We start from the raw sequence: 16,894 nt of genomic DNA, 5'->3' as shown, positions 1-16,894 counted from the left end.
ATTAGGAGTTTGGACATGATCCGTACCACGGCGCTCGCGGTTCTCCTCGCCGCCAGTTTTTCCGCCTTCGCAAACGAAACTGCCAAACCCGCGGTCGATCTGGCGAAAGCCAAGCAGATCGCCGGCAGCGTCTGTATCGCCTGCCATGGCGCCGACGGCAACAGCCCGACGCCGGCATATCCGATCCTCGCGGGTCAGGGCGCTGACTACATCACCAAGCAACTCGGCAACTTCAAGACCATGGTGCGCAACAACCCGATCATGTTCGGCATGTCCGCCACGCTCACCGATGAAGACATGAAGAGTCTGGGCGTCTATTTCAACCGCCAGGAACACAAGGCCAACGCCTCGACCGACCCGGCACTCGTCGCCGAAGGCCGCAAGCTGTGGCAGCGCGGCGATTTCGCCAAGGGTGTCCCGGCCTGCTCCGGCTGTCACGGCCCGGCAGGCGCCGGCCTGCCCGCCCAGTTCCCGCGCCTCGCCGGTCAGTACGCCGAGTACACGGAACTGCAACTGAAGACCTTCCGCAGCGGCGAACGCGCCAATGATCCGGAAAAGATGATGCGCACCATCGCCGCCAAGCTTTCCGACGACCAGATCAAGGCGGTCGCCGACTATGTCGCCGGCCTGCACTGAGCGCGACAGCAAGCGACAGCAAAGGGCGGCCACGGCCGCCCTTTTTCTATGGCGCCATGACAAACGGGAGCGGCGCAATTCCGGGCAGCACCATCCCGTACATGCACTGCGTCGCTGACCGGGCCGTCGTCTTGCGCCGTCTGCTCCCGCTACTGCTTCTCTGTCTGACGCCGGTATCAACGCCAGCGCTGGCGGAGCAGGCGGTACGCCTGCAACTGCACTGGCAGCACCAGTTCCAGTTCGCCGGCTACTACATGGCGCTGGCCAAGGGCTTCTATCGCGACGCCGGGCTGGACGTAACGATCGTCGAGGCGCAAGCGGCAACACCCGCGGAAGAGGAAGTGCTGGCGGGGCGCGCCGATTTCGGCATCGCCGGCAGCGGGCTCATCCTCGAACACCAGAAGGGGCGGCCGGTCGTTGCGCTGGCGGCGATCATGCAGACCTCGCCGCAGATGTGGCTGGTGCGCGCCGATTCAGGCATTTTCACGCCGCGCGACCTGGCCGGGCGCAGCGTCATGCTATCGACGTCGGCGGGTGCTGAACTGATGACCGTACTCCGCCAGGAAGGCGTCGAACTGGGCCGCATCAAGCTGCCGCCGCTGACGCGGAACGGCATCGACGACCTGATCGCGCGCCGCATCGACGCACTCGGTGCCTATGTCTCAAGCGAACCGTTCACGCTGCGCCAGCGCGGCGTCAACTACCGGATCATCAGCCCGCGCGATTACGGCGTGCACTTCTACAGCGACGTGCTGATGACGCGCGCCGACCTCGCCCGGCGCGACCCCGAGATGGTGCGCGCATTCACGGCGGCCAGCCTGCGTGGCTGGCAGGCGGCGCTCGCCGATCCCGAAACCGCGATCGCGCTGATCCGCGAACGCTACGCGCCGCAGCTTTCGGCCGAGCACCTGCGCTTCGAGGCCGAAACGCTGCACAAACTGATCATGCCGGAGCTGATGCCGATCGGCGAAATGAACCGCAGCCGCTGGGAGTTCATCGCCAACAGTTATATCAAACTCGGCATGACGCAAGGACCGGTCAAACTCGACGACTTCCTGCTGCCGGAGGACAACGGTGCCGCCGAACGCCAGCGCATCGTGCAGATTGCCGTCGGCGCGCTGCTGCTGATCCTGCTCGTCAGCGCTGCGGCGCTGCGCTACGCACGACTGTCACGCGCGCTGCGTCGTGAAATCGAGTTGCGCAGCGCGCGCGAACGCGAACTGCGCGCCGCCAATGCCGAACTCGAGCAGCTGGCGATGATCGACCAGCTGACCGGCTGCTGGAACCGGCACAAGATGGAAGAATTCGCCGCTGCCGAAATCGTCCGGGCCAGGCGCTATCAGCAGCCGCTGGCGCTGATCATCTTCGACGTGGACCACTTCAAGCGCATCAACGACCGGCACGGACACCCGCAAGGCGATGCGATCCTCGACGACATTGCGCGCCGGGTACAGGGGCGCCTGCGCGACGGCGATGGTTTCGCGCGCTGGGGCGGCGAGGAATTCCTGATCATGCTGCCATGCACCGGACTCGACGAAGCCTCCTTGCTCGCCGAGCAGTTGCGCCTGCTGATCGGCAGCGTGCGTTCACTGGAAGTGGGCGCCGTCAGCGCCAGCTTCGGTGTTGCCAGCCTGCATGCCGACGATACGCTGGAAAAACTCGTCAAACGCGCTGACGCCGCGCTCTACCGCGCCAAGGCATCGGGTCGCAACCAGGTCGAGCGCGAAGACGCGCGCTCTGCCGGCGGGCCACTGTTCCGGCTGTCCTGGAACGAAAATTTCGCCTTCGGCGTCAGCGAACTCGAGCATGAGCACCGGCAACTGTTCACCTTGTCGAATGCCGTCGTCGACGCCATCGAAGAAAATCGGCCGACAGAAGAAATACAGAACATCATCAATAACTTGCTGACCGAAACCGCCAGTCACTTCGCCACCGAAGAACGCGACATGGCGGCAGCCTGCTATCCGCGCCGCGAAGAACACGCGGCAACGCACCAGTTGCTGCTCGAAGAAGCACAACAGCGCTTCGCCGCCTGGCAGGCCGGCAGCCTCTCGGCGGAGGATCTGGCAAACTACCTGTTGCGCAGCCTGCTCGCCCGCCACATCGTCAGCGCCGACCGCCACTACGCGCAATACCGTCTGGGATTGCCGGAGAGCTGAAGCCGGCGAGCGTGCAGTGCCGCTCGTTTGCGTCAATCTGTTAGCCAGCCGTATCCGGCGCCAGCGCCGTCGCCGGGCAACCGACGCTCAGCCGGTCTTGCGTGAGAGCGGCATGCGCACGATCGCACTGCCGTCAGCGCTTCGCTTCGGCTCGGCGCGCCAGGCGTGACCGTAAATCACTTCGAGGCTGGCCGGCAGGCGTCCAGCCGATGCCTGCTGCTGATAAGCGGCAGCAAAGCGCTCGCCCTGCGCCCGGCCGAGCAGGCCGCGCCGCCGTCCGCGCAGCGCGCAACCGCCGCCGCCGCGCAGATCGCGCAGCAATTCGTCGAGCGACGGATAGGTCAGTGTCAGCATCTCCATGTCCATCACCGGATCGGCAAAACCGCCGGCGACGAGCATGTCGCCAAGATCGTGCATGTCGATGAAGCGATGCGTGTGCGGCTGCGTATCGCCGGGTAGCGCGGCAAACGCCGAACGCAGTTCCTTCAAGGTGTCCGGGCCGAAGGTCGCGAACATCAGCAGGCCGCCGTTCTCGAGCACGCGGTGCGCTTCGGCGAAGACTGGCCGCGGATCTTCCAGCCAGTGCAGCATCAGGTTTGACCAGACGAAACCGACCGAGGCAGCGGGCAAGGGCAGCGCACAAGCGTCGGCGGCGATCAGCGGCGCCCGCGCGCGGCGCAGGAAGGGCAGCAGCCAGCTGTGCCGCGTTTGCGCCCGCCGTCCGGCAGCGAGCATTGGCGGCGAAATGTCGGCGCCAATGAGCTCGGCGCGCGGATAGCGCTCGTGCAAGGCACTGAGGCAGGCGCCGTTGCCGCAACCAAGATCGAGGATGCGGCGCGGCTCGATCCGCACCGGGTCGAGCCGCTCGAACATGCGCCGCGCAATCTCGCGCTGCGCGACGTCGATCCCGTCATAGCTGGCGGCTACCCGTGCGAAATTCTGCCGCACGCGCTGGCGGTCGATCGCCGCAGCGCCGACGCGCGCTGACTGCGGCGAAGCAGGAGGCAACACAGGAGGCGGCACGGACGGCATGGTTTTCAGCGCCAGCGTCCGCGCCGGGACGACTCAGATGGCGCGCAGCTGCAGCTTGGCAAACAGCGCCTGATCGCGCTCGGCATCAGCGTTTTCGGTGGTGAGCAGATTCTCGCCGTAGAAAATCGAATTGGCACCGGCGAAGAAGCACATCGCCTGCAGCTCTTCCGACATGTTCTGACGACCGGCCGACAGGCGCACGAAGCTCTTCGGCATGGCGATACGCGCCGCGGCGATGGTGCGCACGAACTCGAAGGGGTCGAGCGGCGGCGCGTTTTCCAGCGGCGTACCGGGAATCGGCGTCAGGTGGTTGATCGGCACCGACTCGGGCGGCGGTTCCATTGCTGCCAACTGCGCGATCAGCGCGGCGCGGTCACGGCGCGATTCGCCCATGCCGACGATGCCGCCGGAACAGACCTTGAGGCCGGCTTCGCGAACGCGGCCGAGCGTCTCGACTCGATCGGTCTGCTTGTGCGTGGTGACGATGTTCGTATAGTGCTCGGCCGAGGTATCGAGGTTGTGGTTGTAGTAGTCGAGACCGGCTTCCTTCAGCGCCTCGGCCTGGCCGTCCTTGAGCATGCCGAGCGTGACGCAGGTTTCCAGACCGAGCGCCTTCACCGCGCTGACCATTTCGGCGACCTTGACCAGATCCGAGTCCTTCGGGCCACGCCAGGCGGCGCCCATGCAGAAGCGCGACGCGCCCTGCTCCTTGGCGGCGGTCGCGGCGGCGACGACCTGGTCGACCGAGAGCAGCGACTCGCGCGGCGTCTCGCCTTCGTGATGCGCCGACTGCGAACAGTAGCCGCAGTTCTCGCCGCAACCGCCGGTCTTCACCGAGAGCAGCGCCGAACGCTGCACTTCGTTGGCGTCGAAATTGGCGCGGTGCACGCTTGCGGCGCGATAGAGCAAGTCCATCAGCGGCAGTTCGTAGAGCGCCTCGATCTCGGCAGTGGTCAGCGGAGCCGATGCAGTCGCGGCAAGGGCGCTGGAGCCGGCCTCGGCAGCAAGCACGGCAGCGGGAGTGTGGTCATTCATGGCAGGAACCTGGACAGATAAGTGGCCGGCAAGCGGGGCTGCCACCGGCAGGCGGAAGGAGCGAAAACCGGGAGAGGGCGAATTATGAACCATTCGGCAGTGCCATGGCGACCACCATGCACCGCCAAGCGTGTCGGCCGTCAAGCCGAGGCCGGCTTGTCTTGATCGCGAAGCGCAGCAGCCGCCGCCAGGAAGACTGGCGCGCAAGACGAGGCAGGCGAAGAATCAGCTGCTGGCCAGCCCGTTCAACTGTGCGAGCAGACAGCGATCGCCCTGCAGCACCCGCTTGCGCTCGCGACAGTGCCGGTTCTTTTCCGCCACCGTCAGTTTGGCCGGCTTCGGCGCATCGCTTCCCGGCGCCAGCGCGTACACCGCCTGCATCGGCCCGTTGCGCGAACGCCGCCAGGCACTGATGAAGATCCGCTGCTGTGCGCGCAAGGCTTGCAGGTAGCCCGAGTTCTTCAAGGTATGCCGCGACAGGCCGCTGATCTTCGCCAGTTCGGGATACGTCGCCGGCCCGTAATGCAGCAAGGCCTCGACGATCCGGTCCATCCCCGGACAGTCGCGTTCCTGATCGCTGTACTCGGGCCGCGGCAGATCGGCCTGATTACCGAGACTGTACAGCGGCGTCGAGAAACCGCGGCGCGTCTTGCGCCAGCCGCTGATATGAATCAGCCCGGCCGCTTTCAGTTGCCGCAGATAGCCGCCGCAGGCCAGCGTCGTGACGCCGACGAAAGCCTCGGCCGAAATGTCGGCCACCGACATTTCCGATTTGCGCTGAATCACGGCGACGATGCGCTGCATGGCCGGGCTGTGCGCCAGGGCCGGCACGCGGCGTGAACGTTTCGCGGCTGCGGTATTTGCCGGCCCGGCGCTCGCCTCGCGCGAGTCGCCGCCGGCTAACTCACACGGCGGCGCAGAAATCTGGTCTTTGCTCATCCCCATTGTGCACCTCGTCGAAAAGATTGCATTCAGGAAACGCTCGCCCGCTGCAAAACGTAATCGGGTATATCTTCCGCCGGCAACGGACGGCTGAACAGATACCCCTGTGCCTGATTACATCCGAAGCTGCGCAGAAACGCCAGTTGCCGGTCGGTCTCGACTCCTTCGGCGATCACCGACAGCTGCAGGGTGTGGCCAAGCTGGATGATCGCCCTGACGATGGCCGAATCGTCGGCACTCTCTCCGAGATCGCGGACGAATGACTGATCGATCTTGAGCTTATCGACGGCCAGGCGTTTCAGGTAGGACAGGCTCGAATAACCGGTACCGAAATCGTCGATCGACAGTTTGACACCCATGAGCTTGAGTTCCCCGAGGGTCTGCATGACCAGTTCCGTATCCTGCAACAAAATCGATTCGGTCAGTTCAAGTTCGAGCAATCCAGCGGGAAAACCCGTACTCGTCAGAACTTCAGCCACCGTTTCGAGAATGCCGCCATGTTTGAACTGCTGCGCCGACATATTCACCGCCACCGAAAACTGTGGCAAACCGGCGTCCAGCCATTCCCGCCCTTGCCGACAGGCTTCGCCCAGAACCCACTTGCCCAGCGGCACGATCAAACCGCTTTCCTCTGCTGCTGCTATGAAACTTCCCGGTGGAACAAGTTCGCCATTTTCGTCAATCCAGCGCACCAACGCCTCAAAACCGACAACTTTATTGGCGATCACATCAATTTGCGGCTGAAAATGCAATATGAACTTTTCCTGCGCCAGCGCCTGGCGCAGGCGGCTCTGGATCTGCATCAGCGCCAGCGCATCACGGCTCATCCGCGATTCGAAAAAGCGACTGACGCCGGGCGCGCTGTCCTTGGCATGGCACAGCGCCGCGTCGGCCTTGCGCAGCAGCGTATCGAAATCGGTCCCGTCGTCCGGATAACGGCTGATTCCGGCACAACATGAGATGTGCAGTGTGTGTCCGGCAATCTCCAGCGGTGCAGCGACCGCATCGAGCAGCGTGTTCATCTGGCGGTCGATGATCGCCGGATCGCCAGCGTCGATGAGCACGCCGACAAAGGCATCGCTGTCGTAGCGCCCGACGAGATCGCCGTGGCGCAGACAACTCTGCAGGCGGGCGACCAGCGCGACCAGCAGGCGGTCGCCGACATCATGACCAAAACTGTCGTTGACCTGCTTGAAGCTGTCGAGATCGAGATAGAACAGCGCCATTCCCGAGCCCGCGATTTCCGCGGCAGCGAGCGACTCGGCAAAACGCTGGCGCAAGAGAACGCGATTGGGCAGCCCGGTCAGCGGATCGTGATGTGCCAGAAAAGCGAGCTGTCGCTCGGCAGCGTCGCGCCGTGCGCGACTGCGCAGGCTCTGGATGCCATACGCCAGATTGCTCGCCAGATCGTTGAGCAGCGCGACCTCGTCGCCGGCAAACGAGTCCGGATCGGAGGAATAGATGCCCAGAGAGCCGAATGCCCGCTGCTCGGCGAGCAAGGGAATGGCGACGGTTGCCACATAGTCGCGCTGCCTGGCGGCTTCCAGCCAGGGCGCGCAGGCCGGGTTCTGCGCGATCGAGCGGCACACCTGGGCGACCCCGGAACGGATCGCCGTACCGGTCGGACCACGCCCCAGTTCCGAGTCTTCCCAGAGAATGCGTACGCCGTCGAGGAATCCATCGTTGCTGCCGGCGAAGCTGACCGGGCAGACATTCCTGTTCTCGTCACTCTCGGCGTAGCCCACCCAGGCCATGCGATAGCCACCGGTGCTGACGATCAACTGGCACACCTCGTCGATCAGCGCCTGCTCGGTTTCCGCACGCAACAGCGCGGCATTGCACTCGCCAAGCAGGCGTAGCGCGCGCGTGAGTTTGTCGCGCAGTGCCTCGGCCTGCTTGCGCTCGGCGATGTTCAGACCAATGCCGACCTTCAAGCCGCCATCCGCTCCCGGTACGCAACGCACCGTAAACAGGTAGGGAATCCGCTCGCCCTGGCGCGTGAGGAACTGGGCTTCCGTACGCGCATCGCTGCTGCCCGCGGAGGCCGCGAGCGAGGCAGCCAGGAAGCCAAAGCCGTCGTCGGCGATGAACTCGCGCAAGGGCTTCAGCGCCAGTTCTTCCTCGGCGTACCCGGAAACCTCGCGAAAGGTACGGTTCCAGCCGCGCAGACGCCCCTGCTCGTCAAAGGAATAGACGATGCACGGCAGGCCGTCGATGATCTCTGCACCATGCCGGACATCGGCCTCGAGCGCCGCGATCCTAGTGCTTTCCCGCGCACGCACCAGCGCCTTTGGCGGTCTTGCCTGACCGCCCGCGAGCAGATCGCGAGCGGCCGCCCGCGCAGCGAGGCGCAGCAGTTCTGTGAGCTGGCGCGAATCGCAGCGCAGGCATCCGTTTTCGGCGAGAGTGCGGGCGATGTCGGCGGCAAAAGCCAGTATCGCCGGCAGGTCTTCGCCGCAAAGCAGCGGCAGCCGCTCGTCATCGTTGGCCGCCGGCGGCTGCGCCGCGAAGGCGTCCGCCGCCGCGCCAGCCCGGCGCGCGACCAGATCGGCGACGGGCGCGCCAGCCCGGCTCACCCGGGCGACAAGGCAGCCGGCGTTCGCCGCAGGCGCCGCTGAGCGGCACTCAGCGGGCGAACGCTCGCCGTCAAGCAGCTGCGCGCCGCTGGCAACGCGCTGCACCGCCGCCTCAACGATGTCGAGATCGATGCCGGTCAGACGCCCCAGCCGTTCCAGCCCCCAGAGAATGGTGAGCAGATCATCGGCCGCAAATGTCCTGCGCCTCATGTGGAATCTCGCCGATCGATCGTCAGCAACATGTGTGCGGCGTGCTCAGACAATGCGGAAATACTCGACCGCGTGACCAAGGTCCGCCGAGAGCCGGTCGAGCGCTTTCGCCGACGCCGCATTGTTCTGGATCGTCGCGTTGGTTTCCTCGGTCATCGAGGAAATGCTTTCGACGTTGCGCGCGATATCGGCGGCAACCGTCGCCTGCTCCTGGGTCGCCGACGCGACTTCGCGCGCCCGGTCGCGCGAATCGGTGGTCTGCGCCAGGATCGATTCGAGCAGTTCGCCGGCCTGGCGAGCCTTGTCGAGCCCGGTCTCGACCTGCGGTACCGACGCTTCCATCGCGCCGACGGCGCTGTGCGTTCCGGCCTGCACCGCAGCGATCATCACCGTGATTTCGCCGGTCGCCTTGCTCGTCCGCTCGGCCAGTTTGCGCACCTCATCGGCAACGACGGCGAAGCCGCGCCCTTGCTCTCCCGCGCGGGCGGCTTCGATCGCGGCGTTGAGCGCCAGCAGATTGGTCTGCTCGGCGATCTCGCGGATAACGCCGGCGATGCTGCCGATCTCCTGCGAACGCGCCTCAAGCTGGCGGATCTCTTCCGCAGAAGAAGCCACCGTTCCCAGCGCCTTGGCAATCTGCTCGGCAGAGGCATTGACCAGCATCTTTCCTTGTTCGGCAAGGTGTGCCGCCTTGCTTGAGTTCTCTTCGGTAACACGGGCGATCTGTGATACCTCGTGGATGCTCACTGTCATTTCCTCGATTGACGCCGCCGTCGCCGACGTTGAATTCGACTGAACCTCGGACGCCTGACGGATTTCTTCGGAAGCGACCGACAGCTGATTGGCGTCGACCGCAAGGCGCGCCGCCAGCGTGTTGATCTGCGCGAAGACGCCTTTCAGGCGCTCCTGCATGGTCGCCATCGAATGGATCAGGCTGTCATCCGGCGCCGACGCATCGCCGACCGGCGAAGCAAGATCACCGTCGGCGATGCGCGCGGCGACAGCCGACGCCAGCGACGGCTCGCCCCCCAGCTGGCGCATCAGCGACTTCCCCTCGAAGTAAGCAAAGGCACTCAGCAGGAACAAGGCGACGACGATCATCGCGCCGATCTTGCCGCCCTGCGACCAGAAAGCGGCATCGACGTCGTCGACGTAGATGCCGGTGCCGTAGATCCAGCCCCAGGGCTTGAACTCAACCGCCACCGAGGTTTTGGGAACCGCCGCCGAGTCGCCGGGGCGGGCAATGCGGTAATTGACAAAGCCCCCTTCCGGCCTGGCCAGCGCCGCGGCAACGAGGTCGCGGATCAGGACGTTGTCGGCACCCGACTTGCCTTCCATTTGCGCCTGGCCGGCGTTCATCAGGACGTTGTGATCGCGGTCGAAGATGAAGAAGTAGTCGCCGGCACCGAATTTCATCGCGCGCAGATTTTCGATCGCCTGCTTTTTGGCATCGGCTTCGCTCAGCACACCCGTGCGCGCCAGTTCATGAGCACGCTCGACGACGCCGCCGGCGGCGGCGCTCAGGGACTGGATCTGCACATTGCGATCCTCGAGCATGCTCGTGCGCAGATCGAAGAGCGAATAGACACCAACCGCCAGCAGGCCGACCAAGGCGACCGCGGTGATCAGGCCAAGGCGGGCCTTCACCCCCATAGTGCCAAATTGCATTTTCTTCCCCCGTGATTCGCAGCCATGAAACATTCGCCGGGCGATTCCCGTGCCTGACGCGAAATATGCACACGAATTATTGGGGGCCGACAAGAAGCGGAGCAATCAGGAAAACCCTGATTGTCCGGGAGAAATTACCGGCCTTCGTATCAGACCGACAGCACGCTCACAAAGGAACCATGCCTTGGCGAATCGCATAACGCACCAGACCGGCAAGGTCGTGAATGTCGAGCTTGTCCATGATTTGCGCGCGATGCGTTTCAACCGTCTTGACGCTCAGGTGGAGTTCGCTGCCGATGGCGCGCGTGCTTTTCCCCGACGCGATCAGTTTCAGCACCTGCTGCTGGCGGCTGGTAAGCGCCGGATTTCGTTCCAGGCTGCCTCCGGGCGCCAGCAGGCCGTTCACCACCAGCTTCGATATTGCGGCGGAAAGCCAGATGTCGCCGCGCATCACGGCAGTGACGGCAAGCAGCAGTTCCTCGGGCGCCGAATCCTTCAGCAGGTAGCCGGCGGCGCCCTGGAGAAAGGCGCGCAGCACGTATTCCTCGCTGGCGAACATCGACAGCAGGATGACGCGCAAGCCGGGCTGCTCGGGGTTGAGCAGCGCCAGCGCCTCGAGCCCGGACATGCCGGGCATGGCGATATCGAGCAGCAGCAGATCCGGCTTCAGCTCGCGCACCAGGCTGATGGCCTCTTCGGCATTGGCGGCCTCGCCGACAACGTCGACCTTGCCGCTTTCACGCAGCAGCGCGGCGACGCCGGCACGCACCAGTTGATGATCGTCTGCCAGAACGGCCCGGATGTTCATGAAGAGGCTCCAGCAATGGGCACGCCGGTGAAAAAGCGGATGGGAAAACGGGCCAGGATTTCGGTGCCCAGCCGCGGACAGGAATTGATCACCAGCTTGCCACCGACCGCCTTGACCCGCTCACGCATGCCGATCAGGCCGAGCGATCCGCTGTCTTTCTGCGCGGCAAGATCGAAACCGGCGCCGTCGTCGCGAATCGTCAAGCACAGGCGTTCTGACTCGAGCCGCAGCTCGACTTCGAAGCGCCGCGCTGCGGCATGACGCAAACAATTGGTCGCCGCCTCCTGCGTGACGCGGAAACAGCACAATTCGATATCGGGCGAAAAACGCGCGTCGCCGACGTCCGAGGTGAAGGAAATCTTGACATCGCCGGCCCTGAGCGTCTTTTCCAGGTAGGTCCGCAAGGTCGCGGTCAGGCCGAGTTGGTCGAGTTCCGGCGGGCGCAGGCGATGCGCGATTCCACGAATCTCGTTCATCAGACTACTGATGATCCATTGCGCGTGGTCGAGCGATTCCTGCGCAGAGGGTTCGCTGACCACTTTCCGCGCTCTGCCGAGGGTAATCTTCAGCGCCGTCAGCGACTGGCCGATTTCGTCGTGCAGTTCGTGCGCAATCCGCTTGCGTTCTGCTTCCTGGGCAGCGACCAGGCTGCGCGAAAAGGCCGCCGACTGGGCTTCCTTGAGCCCGGAAATATCCTCGATCTGGCCGATGAGCTTCACCGGGCGCGCCAGCGCGTTGCGCACTACCGACAGATTCTTGCGCACGACCAGCCGCAAACCGTCGCGACAGATCAGCGTTTTCTAGAAGCTGACGCTGCTCAGTTCACCGCGTAGAAGCTGGCCGTGCAAACTGAGTTCGCGGGCCAGGTCGGCGGGAGGCGTGCATTGCTCGGGAGAGAGGGTCCGCAATTCCGCCTCGCTGTAGCCCATCATCCGGCAAAGCCATGGATTGACGCTGAGCAAACGACCATCCGGCGAGTAAATGGCCATGCCCACCGGCGCATTATCGAAAGCCTGGCGGAAGCGCTGTTCGCTCTCGAGCAACGACTCGGTCGCCAGTTTCTGCTCCGTAATGTCGAGAAGCGTTGCCACGACGCCGGCCATCGTCGGCGAATCGTCAAGCGCCCACGGAGCGGTACTGACCGACAGCCAGGCGATGCCGCCGTCGCCACGCTGCAAGCCGATGACGACACCGGTCAGCACCTGCCCGGTCTGCAAGCTCACCCGGTCGGGCCGTTTGGCAGGTGGCAGCGGCGCGCCGTCTTCGCCGAGCAGGCGCCAACAACTGCCGTCGACGTGCCGGCCGAGCATCTGCTCCTCGGTCATGCCGAGCATTGCCTCGGCGCGCGCATTGCACGCCAGAACGTCACCACCGGCGTCAAAGACGACGACGCCCTCGGCCAGCGAATCGCCGATGGCGCGATAGCGCGCGGCCGCAATGGCCGGATCGACATTGACGAACATCAGCGGCTGTCGCTTATGTCATCAGCCGGCGATTCCGGTGGCTCGGGCAGCCGACAGAACGGTGCCCGCGAACGGGCGCCCACCACTGTCGCGGCGAGCCCGCCGGCTCCGGCAAGCCGGTGAGCGGAGGCGCCACATGGAGTCACGGAGAACTCCTTACGCATTGCGCGTTTTTGCCACAAGAAAGTTGAGCATCTGCGCTGCGCGCGGCCGAATACGCCAGCAACGCTACGCGGAAAGTAATATCGAACCGTGAATTTTAGCGAGCGGGACGCACGAAAGCCAACTTTCATTGCCGCAGGCAAGCAGCGAATGACGCTGTCTCGACGCCGAAAGCCCCCTCAGCATGTGCCCGAAGATCGGCCGGTACTGGCTTGCCGGCGATCAGCACTGCGCAGTGCCGCCGCGCCCACGCGGCGACTGCACCGGGTTATGCTTGGGCCTCAAACGAGCGGAGGCACAGGATGATGAAATGGACTTTGGGCTTCATTGCGGCCACAGTATTCGCGGCTTCGGCAGCGGCCGGGACGGCGGAAATTGTTTCGGGCAGCGCCGACCGCGAGAGCACCGCGATCACCGTCTACAACGACGATCTGGCGCTGATCAAGGAAAGACGCCGGATCACCCTGCCCGCCGGCCTGTCGCGTCTGAGCCTGCGCGAGGTATCGGCGCAGTTGCGGCCGGAAACGGCGATGCTGCGCGCCATTTACGGCCGTCCGCTGACGCTGCTCGAACAGAACTTCGATTTCGATCTGCTGACGCCCGAGAAACTGCTCGAGAAATACGTCGGCCGCGAAGTCAGCGTCCTGCGCGTGCATCCGACCACCGGCGAAGAGCGGCGCGAAAAAGCCACCGTCCTCGCCGCCAGCAACGGCACCGTGCTGCGCTTTGCCGACCGCATTGAAACCGGCGCTCCCGGGCGCATCGTCTTCGACAGTGTTCCGGCCACGCTGCGCGACCGGCCGACGCTCTCGCTCCTGCTCGAAGCTGCCGGCGGCAGCCAGTCGCTGGAACTCTCGTACCTGAGCGGCGGGCTGTCGTGGCAGGCCGATTATGTGGCGAACCTCGCAGCCGACGGCAAGTCGATGGACCTCTCCGCCTGGGTGACGCTGAACAATCACAGCGGCGCCAGCTACGAGGAAGCCAGCCTGCAACTGGTCGCCGGCAAGCTCAACCGGGCGGCGCCGGCGCGACCGCTGCTGGCCTACGCCGCATCGGCGCTGCGCGCCAAGGCGGCTGAGGTGGCCGAGGAATCGCTGCTCGACTACCACCTGTACAGCTTCGAGCGGCCGACGACCATCGCCGACAACCAGAGCAAGCAACTTGCGCTGCTTTCGGCCGCCGGCATTCCGGTGCGCCGCGACTACGTACTGGCCGGCGCCGATTATTACTACCGCGAGCGTTCCGGGCAAATCGCCGAGAAGATCAAGCCGGCGGTCTTCATCGAGTTCGCCAACAAAGGGGGCCAGCTCGGCAAGCCGCTGCCGGCCGGCGTCATCCGCGTTTATGCGCGCGACAGCAAGGGCGGCGCGCAATTCGTCGGCGAGGACCGCATCGGGCATACCGCGAAGAACGAGAACGTCCGCCTGAAACTCGGCGAAGCCTTCGACATCAGCGTCGAGCGCAAGCAGACGAGCTACCGCAAGCTCGGCGAAACATCGGCCGAAAGCGCCTTCCACCTCGAACTGCGCAATGCGCGCGACGAGGCGGTCAGCGTGCGCATCGAGGAAGCTCTGCCCGGCGACTGGGAAATCGTCCAGGAAACGCAGAAAAGCACGAAAGAAAGTGCACTCCTTGCCGTCTGGAACCTGAGCGTTCCGGCCAATGGCTCCGCCACGCTCGACTACACGGCACGGGTGCGCTGGTGATCAGCCACCCGGCGCAGACGATGCGGCGGCGGCGCAATCCGCTCGCCGGAAGTCGTCGGACGACTGAGCGCCGGCCACCAGACTGATGGACCAGCCGGCGCACAGTCACGGGGAAGGCAGCCCGAAAGGCACGGCCAGACGGCTGTTGCGCGAGTTGTCAGACCTGCTGCTGGCGCAGGACTGCCTGCTCTGCGGTGCCGGCAGCGGCAATTCGCTGCTCTGTCACGCCTGTGCCGCCGACCTGCCGCAGTTGTCGGAGCAGTGCTGTCCGCAATGCGCGCTGCCGACGCCCTTTGGCGAGCGCTGCGGGCGCTGCATCGCGCAGCCACCGCATTTCGACGCCACACTCGCGCTGCACCCCTACGCCTTTCCGGTCGACGTACTGATCCAGTCGTTCAAGTACGGCCACCGACTGGCGCCCGGCGCCTACTTCGGCGCGGCGCTGGCGCAGAAGGCGGCAGCGATCGAGGCCGATCTGGTCGTGCCGCTGCCGCTGCACGCCGCGCGACTGCGCGAACGCGGCTTCAATCAGGCACTCGAACTGGCCCGAACACTCGCATCGGCACGGGGCTGGCCGCTCGACACTCGCGTGTGCACGCGCCAGCACCCGACCTCGACACAGGCGAACCTGCCCTGGCGCGAACGCGCCGCCAACGTGCGCAACGCCTTTCACTGCACGCGCGACCTTGCCGGCCTGCGCATCGTGCTGGTCGACGACGTGATGACCACCGGCGCCTCGCTCAGCGAGTGCGCGCGCACGCTCAAGCTGCATGGCGCGGCGCAGGTCAGCGCGCTGGTCGTCGCCCGCGCGCTGCCGCCCGACGGCGCTGCCGATACCCGCGGAAACACTTGAAGGACGATACCGGCGCATGCCGCCGGTCGCCAAGGCCGGCGCTCGGTCCGCACATCCGCCGCGCCACGCCGATGCTTCGTCCGCGCCGCATCTGCACCGCCTCTGCGCCGCCTCCGCGCTCGGCTAAACTTGCAGCCTCGCCATCACCGCCAAGGAGCAAGGATTGCTCGCCGTCGTTCTCTACCAACCCGAAATCCCGCCGAATACCGGCAACGTCATCCGTCTGTGCGCCAACACCGGTGCCGAACTGCACCTCGTCGAGCCACTCGGTTTTCGCTGGGAAGACAAGGCGCTGAAGCGCGCCGGCCTCGACTACCACGAGTTCGCGCGCGTCTTCCGCCACGCCGACTGGGCAGCGGCGAAGGCAGCGCTCGCCGGACGCCGTCTCTTTGCGCTGAGCACCAAGGGCGGCGAACGTCCCGACCGGATTCCCCTGCTGCCCGACGACGTCTTTGTTTTCGGCTGTGAAACGAGCGGCCTGCCGGAAGCGGTGCTGGCCGAATTCGCCGCCGAACGGCGCCTGCGCCTGCCAATGCGCGAAGGACAGCGCAGCCTCAACCTCTCCAACGCCGTCGCCGTGACGGTGTTTGAAGCCTGGCGGCAACAGGGTTTTGCCGGCAGCGTCTAGCTGCCCGCGCCAGCTCAGGCGCTCTCGTCCTTCGGGTCGCGATGCAGCAGCTGCTCGACGGCCATCGCCGCCGGCACGCCCTGATGCAGGATCGCATCGACCGCCTGGGTGATCGGCATTTCGATGCCGAGGTCGATGGCGCGGCGGGCCACTTCGCGCGCCGTGCCGACGCCTTCGGCGACGTGGCCAAGGTCGGCGAGAATCTGCGACAGAGTCTTGCCCTCGGCCAGCGCCAGCCCGACGCGGCGATTGCGCGAGAGGTCGCCGGTACAGGTGAGGATCAGGTCGCCCATGCCGGCCAGCCCCATGAAGGTCTGTCGCGCACCTCCGACGACGAGGCCGAAGCGCGCCATCTCGGCCAGCCCGCGCGTGATCAGCGCGGCGCGCGCGTTGTGTCCAAGTCCCAGGCCGTCGCAGATGCCGGCGGCGATGGCCATGACGTTCTTGACGGCGCCGCCGATTTCAACGCCAACCAGATCGTCGCTGGCATAGACGCGCAGCCGCGGCGCGTGCAGCGCGTGCGCGATGCGGCGCGCGAACTCAAGCTCGGTCGCCGCCAGCGTCACCGCCGTCGGCAATCCCTGCGCCACTTCCTCGGCAAAGCTGGGGCCCGACAGCGCACCACAGACAAAATCCTCGCCGAGTTCCTCGGCAACGATGCGATGCGGCAGCTTGCCGCTGTCGCCTTCGAGGCCCTTGCACACCCACACCAGTGGCGCCACCGGGCCGAGCGCTTTCAGCGCGCGCAAGCTCGCGCGGAAACCGGCAAGCGGCGCGGCGACGACAAGCAGTTCGGCGCCGCCGACCGCCGCCGCGAGATCGCCACTGATCAGCAGAGAATCCGGCAGGCGATGCCCGGGCAGGAAGCGGCGGTTCTCGCGCAGTTCCTGCATGTCGCTGACGACTTCGGCCTCGCGCGCCCACAGGGTGACGCGATGGCGGGCGGCAAAAGCCACCGCCAGCGCGGTTCCCCAGGCGCCGGCAGATACAACGGTAATGTTCATGTGCAGCAAAAA

14 protein-coding genes are annotated in these 16,894 nt (G+C 65.4%); 5 read left to right on the top strand and 9 right to left on the bottom strand.

Going from position 1 to position 16,894, the window contains the following annotated elements:
* The first annotated feature begins 15 nt into the window (after positions 1-15).
* Complete coding sequence (locus tag GGD90_RS08840; RefSeq protein WP_153116175.1) at positions 16-636, top strand: c-type cytochrome; 621 nt, start codon at positions 16-18, stop codon at positions 634-636.
* Positions 637-692: 56 nt separating this feature from the next.
* Positions 693-2,795: an ABC transporter substrate-binding protein gene (locus tag GGD90_RS08835; protein WP_153116174.1), complete on the top strand. Its 2,103-nt coding sequence runs from the start codon at positions 693-695 to the stop codon at positions 2,793-2,795.
* 87 nt (positions 2,796-2,882) lie between these two features.
* Here the strand turns inward: GGD90_RS08835 and bioC are convergent, their stop codons facing one another.
* The 8 genes from bioC to GGD90_RS08795 all read right to left on the bottom strand — a co-directional run bounded on the left by bioC (position 2,883) and on the right by GGD90_RS08795 (position 12,529).
* A complete protein-coding gene (bioC, locus tag GGD90_RS08830; RefSeq protein WP_153116173.1) occupies positions 2,883-3,827 on the bottom strand; it encodes a malonyl-ACP O-methyltransferase BioC in 945 nt (314 codons plus the stop codon).
* 33 nt (positions 3,828-3,860) lie between these two features.
* Complete coding sequence (bioB, locus tag GGD90_RS08825) at positions 3,861-4,862, bottom strand: biotin synthase BioB (RefSeq protein WP_153116172.1); 1,002 nt, start codon at positions 4,860-4,862, stop codon at positions 3,861-3,863.
* Between the two features lie 225 nt (positions 4,863-5,087).
* Entirely contained in the window at positions 5,088-5,801 is a 714-nt protein-coding gene (locus GGD90_RS08820) for a DNA glycosylase AlkZ-like family protein (RefSeq protein WP_407690633.1), read from the bottom strand.
* A gap of 32 nt (positions 5,802-5,833) precedes the next feature.
* Positions 5,834-8,590 carry a sensor domain-containing protein gene (locus GGD90_RS08815; protein WP_153116170.1) on the bottom strand — a complete coding sequence of 919 codons (2,757 nt, stop codon included), beginning with the start codon at positions 8,588-8,590 and terminating at the stop codon, positions 5,834-5,836.
* 45 nt (positions 8,591-8,635) lie between these two features.
* Complete coding sequence (locus GGD90_RS08810) at positions 8,636-10,258, bottom strand: methyl-accepting chemotaxis protein (protein WP_221227710.1); 1,623 nt, start codon at positions 10,256-10,258, stop codon at positions 8,636-8,638.
* Positions 10,259-10,424: 166 nt separating this feature from the next.
* Complete coding sequence (locus GGD90_RS08805) at positions 10,425-11,066, bottom strand: response regulator (protein WP_153116168.1); 642 nt, start codon at positions 11,064-11,066, stop codon at positions 10,425-10,427.
* Complete coding sequence (locus GGD90_RS08800; RefSeq protein ID WP_153116167.1) at positions 11,063-11,830, bottom strand: sensor histidine kinase; 768 nt, start codon at positions 11,828-11,830, stop codon at positions 11,063-11,065. Before GGD90_RS08800 ends, GGD90_RS08805 begins: the two co-directional genes overlap by 4 nt.
* Before the next feature lie 36 nt (positions 11,831-11,866).
* Positions 11,867-12,529 (bottom strand): PAS domain-containing protein, encoded by a 663-nt coding sequence (locus GGD90_RS08795; RefSeq protein ID WP_153116166.1) that lies wholly within the window; start codon positions 12,527-12,529, stop codon positions 11,867-11,869.
* Between the two features lie 464 nt (positions 12,530-12,993).
* Between GGD90_RS08795 and GGD90_RS08790 the strand changes: the two genes are divergently transcribed.
* The 3 genes from GGD90_RS08790 (at position 12,994) to GGD90_RS08780 (ending at position 15,878) form a co-directional block, all read left to right on the top strand.
* A complete protein-coding gene (locus tag GGD90_RS08790) occupies positions 12,994-14,397 on the top strand; it encodes a DUF4139 domain-containing protein (protein ID WP_153116165.1) in 1,404 nt (467 codons plus the stop codon).
* Between the two features lie 85 nt (positions 14,398-14,482).
* Positions 14,483-15,250 carry a ComF family protein gene (locus GGD90_RS08785; RefSeq protein ID WP_153116164.1) on the top strand — a complete coding sequence of 256 codons (768 nt, stop codon included), beginning with the start codon at positions 14,483-14,485 and terminating at the stop codon, positions 15,248-15,250.
* A gap of 163 nt (positions 15,251-15,413) precedes the next feature.
* Positions 15,414-15,878, top strand: a complete 465-nt coding sequence (locus GGD90_RS08780; RefSeq protein ID WP_153116163.1) for a tRNA (cytidine(34)-2'-O)-methyltransferase — start codon at positions 15,414-15,416, stop codon at positions 15,876-15,878.
* A gap of 14 nt (positions 15,879-15,892) precedes the next feature.
* Here the strand turns inward: GGD90_RS08780 and GGD90_RS08775 are convergent, their stop codons facing one another.
* On the bottom strand, positions 15,893-16,882 hold the full coding sequence (locus tag GGD90_RS08775; RefSeq protein WP_153116162.1) for an NAD(P)H-dependent glycerol-3-phosphate dehydrogenase: 990 nt from the start codon (positions 16,880-16,882) through the stop codon (positions 15,893-15,895).
* Positions 16,883-16,894 lie beyond the last annotated feature (12 nt).

The sequence above is a fragment of the Rhodocyclus tenuis genome, assembly GCF_014197755.1.
GTDB classification, from domain to species: domain Bacteria; phylum Pseudomonadota; class Gammaproteobacteria; order Burkholderiales; family Rhodocyclaceae; genus Rhodocyclus; species Rhodocyclus tenuis.
The sequence above is the reverse complement of the archived record's forward strand: the minus strand, read 5'-3'. Positions and strand labels throughout refer to the sequence as shown.

Coding starts and splice junctions, on each gene's coding strand:
- GGD90_RS08785 (WP_153116164.1), top strand. CDS start 14,483: ATGGACCAGCCGGCGCACAGTCACGGGGAAGGCAGCCCGAAAGGCACG.
- GGD90_RS08820 (WP_407690633.1), bottom strand. CDS start 5,801: ATGAGCAAAGACCAGATTTCTGCGCCGCCGTGTGAGTTAGCCGGCGGC.
- GGD90_RS08815 (WP_153116170.1), bottom strand. CDS start 8,590: ATGAGGCGCAGGACATTTGCGGCCGATGATCTGCTCACCATTCTCTGG.
- bioB (WP_153116172.1), bottom strand. CDS start 4,862: ATGAATGACCACACTCCCGCTGCCGTGCTTGCTGCCGAGGCCGGCTCC.
- GGD90_RS08835 (WP_153116174.1), top strand. CDS start 693: ATGACAAACGGGAGCGGCGCAATTCCGGGCAGCACCATCCCGTACATG.
- GGD90_RS08840 (WP_153116175.1), top strand. CDS start 16: ATGATCCGTACCACGGCGCTCGCGGTTCTCCTCGCCGCCAGTTTTTCC.
- bioC (WP_153116173.1), bottom strand. CDS start 3,827: ATGCCGTCCGTGCCGCCTCCTGTGTTGCCTCCTGCTTCGCCGCAGTCA.
- GGD90_RS08795 (WP_153116166.1), bottom strand. CDS start 12,529: ATGTTCGTCAATGTCGATCCGGCCATTGCGGCCGCGCGCTATCGCGCC.
- GGD90_RS08805 (WP_153116168.1), bottom strand. CDS start 11,066: ATGAACATCCGGGCCGTTCTGGCAGACGATCATCAACTGGTGCGTGCC.
- GGD90_RS08810 (WP_221227710.1), bottom strand. CDS start 10,258: ATGCAATTTGGCACTATGGGGGTGAAGGCCCGCCTTGGCCTGATCACC.
- GGD90_RS08775 (WP_153116162.1), bottom strand. CDS start 16,882: ATGAACATTACCGTTGTATCTGCCGGCGCCTGGGGAACCGCGCTGGCG.
- GGD90_RS08790 (WP_153116165.1), top strand. CDS start 12,994: ATGATGAAATGGACTTTGGGCTTCATTGCGGCCACAGTATTCGCGGCT.